At 68.4% G+C, this 8,097-nt stretch carries 7 protein-coding genes; 5 read left to right on the forward strand and 2 right to left on the reverse strand.

What is annotated here, in order from left to right:
• The first annotated feature begins 93 nt into the window (after positions 1–93).
• The 5 genes from kynU (at position 94) to MC375_RS14235 (ending at position 5,663) form a co-directional block, all read left to right on the forward strand.
• A complete protein-coding gene (kynU, locus tag MC375_RS14215; protein ID WP_242104062.1) occupies positions 94–1,383 on the forward strand; it encodes a kynureninase in 1,290 nt (429 codons plus the stop codon).
• The gene (locus tag MC375_RS14220; RefSeq protein WP_242104063.1) at positions 1,380–2,765 is read left to right on the forward strand and encodes an NAD(P)/FAD-dependent oxidoreductase; all 1,386 of its coding nucleotides are present in this window, start codon (positions 1,380–1,382) and stop codon (positions 2,763–2,765) included. The genes kynU and MC375_RS14220 overlap by 4 nt, the downstream gene beginning before the upstream one ends.
• Before the next feature lie 115 nt (positions 2,766–2,880).
• Positions 2,881–4,323 carry an exodeoxyribonuclease I gene (gene sbcB, locus MC375_RS14225; protein WP_242104064.1) on the forward strand — a complete coding sequence of 481 codons (1,443 nt, stop codon included), beginning with the start codon at positions 2,881–2,883 and terminating at the stop codon, positions 4,321–4,323.
• An 89-nt stretch (positions 4,324–4,412) separates the two neighbouring features.
• Positions 4,413–5,099, forward strand: coding sequence for a DUF2461 domain-containing protein (locus MC375_RS14230; RefSeq protein ID WP_242104065.1), 687 nt, complete (start codon positions 4,413–4,415; stop codon positions 5,097–5,099).
• Positions 5,100–5,114: 15 nt separating this feature from the next.
• Positions 5,115–5,663 carry a DUF2939 domain-containing protein gene (locus tag MC375_RS14235; RefSeq protein WP_242104066.1) on the forward strand — a complete coding sequence of 183 codons (549 nt, stop codon included), beginning with the start codon at positions 5,115–5,117 and terminating at the stop codon, positions 5,661–5,663.
• Between the two features lie 177 nt (positions 5,664–5,840).
• On the opposite strand, the gene MC375_RS14240 is transcribed toward MC375_RS14235, so the two are convergent.
• Positions 5,841–6,803 (reverse strand): 5'-nucleotidase, encoded by a 963-nt coding sequence (locus MC375_RS14240; protein ID WP_242104067.1) that lies wholly within the window; start codon positions 6,801–6,803, stop codon positions 5,841–5,843.
• A gap of 445 nt (positions 6,804–7,248) precedes the next feature.
• Positions 7,249–8,016, reverse strand: a complete 768-nt coding sequence (locus MC375_RS14245; protein ID WP_242104068.1) for an NAD kinase — start codon at positions 8,014–8,016, stop codon at positions 7,249–7,251.
• Positions 8,017–8,097 lie beyond the last annotated feature (81 nt).

The raw sequence follows: 8,097 nt of genomic DNA on the forward strand, positions 1-8,097 counted from the left end.
TCTCCTTATGGGGGTTTGCGCTCCCCGCCGCGGGCCCCCCCCCCCCCCCCCCCCCCCCCCCCCCCCCCCCCCCCGCTCCTACAATGAAGGGCCATGACTGATCTGTTCACCGATGCCTACGCCCAGGCTCAGGACGCCGCCGATCCGCTGCGCGCCTTGCGCGACGAGTTCCTGATACCGCAACACGGCGGCAACGTGCAGGCCTATTTCTGCGGCAACTCCCTGGGCCTTCAGCCGAAGGGCGCGCGCGCGCACGTGGAAGAGGTTCTGGACAAGTGGGCGACCGAGGCCGTCGAAGGCCACTTCACCGGCCAGGCGCAATGGATGCCCTACCACGAGCTGGTGCGCGAACCCCTGGCCCGCGTGGTCGGCGCGCAGCCGCACGAAGTGGTGGCGATGAACTCGCTGACCGTCAACCTGCACCTGATGATGGTCAGCTTCTACCAGCCCAGCCTCGAACGCACCGCGATCATGATCGAGGCCGGCGCGTTCCCGTCCGACCGTTATGCCGTGGAATCGCAGCTGAAATACCGCGGCCTGCCGCCCGGGCACACGCTGATCGAAGTCGAGCCGGACGAACCGGACGGGACGATCTCGATGCAGGCGATCGAACGCGCCATCGCCGAGAACGGCAAACGACTGGCCATGATCCTGTGGCCTGGAGTGCAGTACCGCACCGGGCAGGCGTTCGACCTGCAGGAGATCACGCGCCTGGGGCACGCCGCAGGCTGCATCGTCGGCTTCGACCTGGCACACGCCGCCGGCAACCTGCCGTTGCAGCTGCACGACAGCGGCGCTGATTTCGCAGCCTGGTGCCACTACAAATACATGAATTCCGGTCCCGGCGCGGTGGCCGGCTGCTTCGTGCACGAGCGCCATGCACACACCGATCGCCCGCGCTTCGCCGGCTGGTGGGGCAACGACAAGGACGTGCGCTTCCGGATGGGTCCTGCATTCAATCCGACGCCCGGCGCGGACGGCTGGCAGCTGAGCAACCCGCCGATCCTGGGTCTGGCGCCGTTACGCGCCTCGCTGGAGCTGTTCGATCGCGCGGGCATGCCCGCGCTGCGCGAGAAGTCGCTGCGCCTCACCGGATACCTGGAAGCGCTGATCCGCGAGGAGCTCGGCGACCTGTTGCAGATCGCCACGCCGCGCGAACCCGAGCGCCGCGGCGCACAGCTTTCGTTGCGGGTGATCGGCGGACGCGGCATGACCGGTAGGAGCGCCGGGCGCGCGCTGTTCGAATTCCTGGGCAGCCAGGGTGTGATCGGCGACTGGCGCGAACCCGACGTGATCCGTATCTCGCCGGCACCGCTGTACAACACGCATGCGGACGTGCTGCGTTTCGTGCGCACCGTTCAGTCTTGGGGCGCGCACGTATGACCGGCACCCGCCCTATCTCCATCATCGGCGCCGGCCTGGCCGGGGCGCTGCTGGCCACCCTGCTCGCCCGGCGCGGCTGGGACGTGGATGTCTACGAAAAGCGCGGCGATCCGCGCATCAAGGGTTACGAGGGCGGGCGGTCGATCAACCTCGCCCTCGCCGAGCGCGGGCGCTACGCGCTGCAGCAGGCGGGCGCCGAAGTAGCGGTGATGCGCCAGGCGGTGATGATGCGCGGGCGCATGGTGCACTTCCTCGACGGCCGCGTGCAGCTGCAGCGCTACGGTCGCGACGACAGCGAGGTGATCTGGTCGATCCATCGCGGCGATCTCAACCTGACCCTGCTGGGACTGGCCGGCGCCGCAGGCGCGCAGTTCCATTTCAACCGCCGACTATCGTCGGTTGATTTCGACGGCGGCGACATGGTCTTCGTGGACGATCGCACGGGCGCGCAGCACGGCGCGCCGTTCCAAACCCTGGTCGGTGCCGACGGCGCGGGGTCTGCGCTGCGCGCTGCGATGGACGGATACCGTCCGCTGGGCGAACGCACCGCGCTGCTCGATCACGCCTACAAGGAACTGGAGATCCCGCCTGCGCCGGGCGGCGGCTTCCGGATCGAACCTAACGCCTTGCACATCTGGCCGCGCGGCAACTACATGTGCATTGCCCTGCCCAACGACGAGCAGACTTTCACCGTCACCTTGTTCATGCCCAACCACGGCGATCCGGGATTCGACACGGTCGCCACACCGGCCGAGGCGCGCGCGCTGTTCGAGCGCGACTTCCCGGATGCGCTGCCGTTGATCCCCGAACTGGAAGCCGACTGGGCCCGTAATCCGCCCGGTGTGCTGGGCAGCGTGTATCTGGACCGATGGCATCTGGACGGACGCGCCCTGCTGATCGGCGATGCCGCGCACGCGATGGTGCCCTTCCATGGGCAGGGAATGAACTGTGCGTTCGAGGATTGCGTGGCCCTGGCCAGGCATCTGGAAGCGGATGGCGCCGCCGGGGCAAGCCCGCGGCAGGCGCTGGCCGCGGCCTTCGCCGCGTTTGAAGCCGAGCGCAAGCCCAACGCGGCGGCGATCCAGCACATGGCGCTGGAAAACTACATCGAGATGCGCGACAAGGTGGACGACCCGGATTTCCTGTTGCAGCGTGCGCTCGAGGCAGCGCTGCAAGCGCGTCACCCGGGGCGCTTCGTTCCGCACTACACCATGGTCAGCTTCATGCGCACTCCCTACGCCGTGGCGCTGGAGCGCAGCGAGATCCAGCGCCGGATCCTGGAAGCGGCCACGCAGGGGCTCGATTCGCTGGACGGCGTGGACTGGGAGCGGGTGGATGCCGAAGTGATCGGTAAGTTGCAACCGCTGCCGCAGGAAAGCTGACCGTCCGGTCGTGTTCTCAGAGCCTGCGACGCGTCCGCGTTAGGCTCATGCCACGCTGTCGGGTGCGCGCACGCGCTGCGCGGCTCCGTCCCCACCTCGTTTCCAGTTCCCTTGCATGCCCGCCAGCTTTCTCTTCTACGATCTGGAAACCTTCGGCGCGGATCCGCGCAGGAGCCGCATCGCCCAGTTCGCCGCGATCCGCACCGACCTGGAACTCAACCAGGTCGACGAGCCGATCAGTTTCTTCGTCCGGCCTGCCGACGATCTGCTGCCCTCGCCGGCCGCGACCCTGATCACGGGGATCGCGCCGCAGGAGGCCCTGCGCGAAGGCGTCACCGAAGCCGAGGCCTTCGCCCGCATCTTCGAGCAGATGGCGCAGCCGGAGACCTGCACCCTGGGCTACAACTCGCTGCGCTTCGACGACGAGTTCGTCCGCCATGGCCTGTTCCGCAACTTCTTCGATCCCTATGAGCGCGAGTGGCGAGGCGGCAACTGCCGATGGGACCTGCTCGACGTGCTGCGGCTGGCGCATGCGCTGCGGCCGGATGGCATCGAGTGGCCGCTGCGCGAGGATGGCCAGGCCTCGTTCCGGCTCGAACACCTGGCGGCCGCCAACGATGTGCGCGAGGGGGACGCGCACGAGGCGCTTTCCGACGTGCGTGCGCTCATCGGCATGGCGCGCAGGCTGAAGGCGGCGCAGCCGCGGCTGTGGGACTACGCGCTGCGGCTGCGCGACAAGCGTTATGCCGCGCAGCTGCTGGACACCACTGCCATGCGGCCTGCGCTGCATGTCTCGCAGCGCTACCCCGCGGCGCGCCTGTGCGCCGCTGCGGTGTTGCCGCTCGCCCGCCACCCCTCGATCGACAGCCGCGTGATCGTGTTCGATCTGGACAGCGATCCCGAGTCGATACTGGCGCTGGAACCGGAGGCGATCGCCGACCGGCTCTACGTCCGCCAGGCGGATCTGCCCGAAGGCGAGGCCCGCATTCCGCTGAAGGAAGTGCACCTCAACCGCTGCCCCGCGCTGATCGAATGGACGCACCTGCGCCAGGAGGATTTCGCGCGCCTGCGGATCGATCCGGCACTGGTCGGATCCCGCGCCGAACGGCTGCGCGCGGCCGGCCCGGCGCTGGCCGAGAAGGTGCGCCAGGTGTACGCACGCGCGGCCGAGTTCCCGCCCGGGGATCCGGATGCATCGCTCTACGACGGCTTCCTCGGCGACGGCGACCGCCGAAAGTTTCCCCAGGTGCGCGGCACCCCGCCGCACCTTCTGGGCCAGACCGAGTTCGGCTTCCGCGACCCGCGCCTGCCGGAGCTCCTGTTCCGCTATCGCGCTCGCAACTGGCCGCAGAGCCTGGTGTTCGCCGAGCAGGGGCGCTGGAACGACTATCGCCGGCAACGCCTGTGCAGCGAGAGCGGGCTATCCGAGCTGAGCTTCGATGCGGCGCGCGCGGAAATCGCGGCGCTGCGCATGGTGCACGCGGGAGACGGCGAAAAACTGGCGCTGCTGGACCAGCTTCAGGCCTGGAACAGCGGGATCGAAGCGAGCCTGTCGTAGAGCGCTTCTCAGGCACCATCGCTTTCCGGATTTGCGGTCGCGCCTGAGAGGCGCTCCTACAATGGAGGTTCAACCCCTGCTTCGTAGTCATGGCTACCTACTTCACCGACAAGAGCTTCCGTTTCCTTCGCAGCCTGGCGCGCCATAACGAACGCGCCTGGTTCCTCGCCCACAAGGGCGATTACGAAGCCCATGTGCGCGAGCCGTTCCAGCGCCTGCTGATCGACCTGCAGCCTGCCCTGCTCGAGGTCAGCCCCCATTACCGGGCCGAGCCCAAAGGCGTTGGTGGCTCGCTGTTCCGGATCCATCGCGACACCCGCTTTTCCGGCGACAAGACCCCATACAAGAACTGGCAGGGCGCGCGCCTGTTCCATGAACGCCACAAACAGGTGCCCGCGCCGTCGTACTACCTGCACCTGCAGCCGGGTAATTGCTTCATCGCCGGCGGCATCTGGCATCCCGAGCCGGACGCGTTGCGCCGGATCCGTCATTTCATCGTCGACAATCCGGCCAGCTGGAAACAGGCGGCGCACGCGCCCGCGTTTCGCAAACGCTACGATCTGGAATCCGAGGATCTGCTCAGCCGCCCGCCGCGCGGCTTCGATCCGGATTTCGAGTTCATCGAGGACCTCAAGCATCGGAATTTCGTCGCCGTGCGCGGCCTCGACGATGCCACGCTCACCGGTCCGCGGCTACTGCCGGTGCTGGCGAAGGACCTGCAGGCCATGGCACCGTTCATGGACTACCTGTGTGCCGCGCTCGATCTCGAGTTCTGAACCGGAGTTGCGCTGATGAAAAAGTGGATCGTGCCGGTGGTCATGCTCGCCGTGCTGCTCGCGGGCTACGTCGTGGCGGGCCCCTATCTCACGTTCCGGGCCATCCGCAGCGCGGTGCAGACCCAGGACGCGTCAGCATTGTCGGACCAGGTCGATTTCCCGGCCCTGCGCGCTAGCCTCAAGGCCCAGCTCAGCGACCGCCTGGTGCGCGCGGTGGGGATCGACGGCCAATCCGGCATGCTCGGCGCCATCGGCCTGACCGTGGCCGGCGGCCTGGTCAATGGCGCGGTCGAAGCCATGGTGACGCCGGTCGGCCTGGGCGCGCTGATGGAAGGACGCAAGATCTGGAACCGGATCGGCGATGGCATCGCGCATCCCGACGTGGCGGACCCCTCCACAGTCGCGGGCGAAAGGCCGCAACCGCTGCAGCGCGCGGAGTACCGTTACGAGTCCACGTCGCGCTTCACCGCCACGGTGCGGGACGACCAGGGCCGGCCCATCGTCTTCGTCATGACCCGCAACGGCTTGCGCTGGAAGCTGAGCGATATCCGCCTGCCCCTGTAGGGTATGTCCCGGCGCACCATTTTTTGCGAGGTTCTTCGAGGTAGTGCGCCCCGATGCACCGTTTTGCGCTGGTTGCGTGAGATGGTGCGTCCTGGCGCACGTCTTCGGTGCGTTCCGCGGATGGTGCCCCATGCCCACCGCTCTTTAGCGAGTTCTTCGAGAGCGCCAGGGCGCACCCTACGGGTTCGCCACCCCGTGCGGCACGTGTCCGGCGGCGATGTACTGGCGGGCCGAATCGATGTTGTGCAACGAGTCGTCGAAGAAGATGTCGGCGCCGAAAGCCTGCAGGAACGGACCCTTTTCGCGGCCGCCGAGGAACAGGGCCTCGTCCAGGCGTACATCCCATTCGCGCAGGGTACGGATCACCCGCTCATGCGCAGGCGCGGAACGTGCGGTCACCAGAGCGGTGCGAATGGGCGCGTCATCGCCCGCTGGAAATGCCGCCTGCAGGCGATGCAGGGCGTCGAGGAAGCCGCGGAACGGGCCGCCGGACAGAGGCTCGTGCGCACGTTCGCGCTCGTGCCTGCCGAAGGCTTCCACGCCCTGCTCGCGCGACACCCGCTCGCTTTCGTCGCTGAAGATCACCGCATCGCCATCGAAGGCGATCCGCAGCTGCCCGTGCACGGATTCCGGCGCCCGCGCCGGCAGGATGGTCGCCGCGGCCACCCCTGCTTCCAGGGCGCGGCGTACCGATTCGGGATTCGCAGACAGGAACAGCTGCGCCCCGAAGGGCCGGATGTAGGGCCAGACCGGCGCGCCCGAGGTAAAGGTCGCGCGGCGGATGTCCAGGCCGTGGTGCTGGATCGAATTGAAGATGCGCAGGCCGGTGTCGGCGCTGTTGCGCGACAGCAGGATCACTTCAACCAGTTTGCCCTCTACGTGCGGCGCTTCGTTGGGAATATCGCGGTTTAGCGCCAGCAACTTGCGGACCAGCGAAAAGGCGATTCCCGGTTCGAGCACGTCGTCCTCGCGAGTGCGCTGGTAGTCGGCATACGCATCGATGCCCTTGCGCTCGAACAGGCCGTGGCTGTCCTCCAGGTCGAACAGCGCGCGCGCGGTGATGGCGACGACCAGCGGTTGCGCCGATGCGGAGGCAAGCGCGCCAAGCTGCGCCGGCCGTGCAGATTCGAGGGGGGCCATGGCGCCAGTATCGACCCTCCGCGTCTCGCGAAGCGAGACCCGGAGCGCCGACGCAGGCGCCGACCGCACGATGCGCTAGGACCCGCCCCCGAGCAGCGCCCACACCACGCCCGCGGCCAGCGCGAGGGTGAGCATCGCGCGGACCAGCCCCTCGCCCCGCAGGGGGCGGATCGAAGATTCGGTTTGCATACGCATTCCCTCCCCAGTCACGCGCGCGTCTTCGCACGAAGGCGCCGGCAGCGGTGACATCGAGTAAGCAAGCACGAAACGTGCCTGCCCCAATTGTCCGGAAAAGCGTGACGGCCGGCCGATTCCTTCCGCATGCCATGCCGCAACGATCGACGCATATGGACCGTCCGCGTCACCGGTTGCCCGGCTACCGACGCGCCTCGCCCGCGGCAGGGGCGGCCAGCGCGGTGCCGCGCCCCCGTGCGTGGGTCGACCGCTAGACCACGAACTGCTCGCTGAGGATGCGTTCCTCAAGGTTGTGCTCGGGGTCGAACAGCAGGGTCACGGTGCGGTCGCGGGACTCGCGGATCACTACTTCGGTCACGTCGCGCACCTCGTGCGAGTCGGCGGTGGCGCTGACCGGGCGCTTGTAGGGATCCACGACCCGGAAGCGCACTTCGGTGTCTGCCTTGAGCAGGGCGCCGCGCCAGCGTCGGGGTCGGAACGCGGCGATCGGCGTGAGCGCGATCACCGAAGCGCCGAGCGGAATGATCGGACCGTGCGCCGAGAAGTTGTAGGCGGTGCTGCCGGCCGGCGTGGCGACCATGACCCCGTCGCAGATCAACTCTTCCAGGCGCGGCTTGCCGTTGAGGTCGATCGCCAGGTGCGCGGCCTGCCGGGTCTGCCGCAGCAGCGACACCTCGTTGTAGGCCAGCGATCCGACCGTGGCGCCCGACTCGGTCTGCGCCAGCATCTCCAACGGCCGCAGCACGGCGGGCTCGGCGGCGGCGATGCGCTCGACCAGCCCCTCGTTCCGGTGCTGGTTCATCAGGAAGCCGACCGTACCCAGCTTCATGCCGAATACCGGCTTGCCGAGCGCACCGTGCCGGTGCAGGGTCTGGAGCATGAAACCGTCCCCACCCAGCGCGCACAGCACATCGGCGTCGGCAGGCTCGTGCAGGCCGTGCGCCGCGACCAGGTCGGTGAGCGCCTGCTGCGCGCCGTCGGCATTGCTGGCGAGGAAGGCGATGCGTGGCCCGGTCATGGCGCGAGCATACCGTAGGGGGGGGGGGGGGCGCCCCCGGCGGGGGGGAAGAGAGGGGGGGGGGGGGCCCCCCCGCCGCAC

Origin of the sequence: Lysobacter sp. M2-1 (assembly GCF_022662495.1) — a bacterium.
Lineage (GTDB): Bacteria > Pseudomonadota > Gammaproteobacteria > Xanthomonadales > Xanthomonadaceae > JAKPBU01.

Coding starts and splice junctions, on each gene's coding strand:
- MC375_RS14235 (WP_242104066.1), top strand. CDS start 5,115: ATGAAAAAGTGGATCGTGCCGGTGGTCATGCTCGCCGTGCTGCTCGCG.
- MC375_RS14245 (WP_242104068.1), bottom strand. CDS start 8,016: ATGACCGGGCCACGCATCGCCTTCCTCGCCAGCAATGCCGACGGCGCG.
- MC375_RS14220 (WP_242104063.1), top strand. CDS start 1,380: ATGACCGGCACCCGCCCTATCTCCATCATCGGCGCCGGCCTGGCCGGG.
- sbcB (WP_242104064.1), top strand. CDS start 2,881: ATGCCCGCCAGCTTTCTCTTCTACGATCTGGAAACCTTCGGCGCGGAT.
- kynU (WP_242104062.1), top strand. CDS start 94: ATGACTGATCTGTTCACCGATGCCTACGCCCAGGCTCAGGACGCCGCC.
- MC375_RS14240 (WP_242104067.1), bottom strand. CDS start 6,803: ATGGCCCCCCTCGAATCTGCACGGCCGGCGCAGCTTGGCGCGCTTGCC.
- MC375_RS14230 (WP_242104065.1), top strand. CDS start 4,413: ATGGCTACCTACTTCACCGACAAGAGCTTCCGTTTCCTTCGCAGCCTG.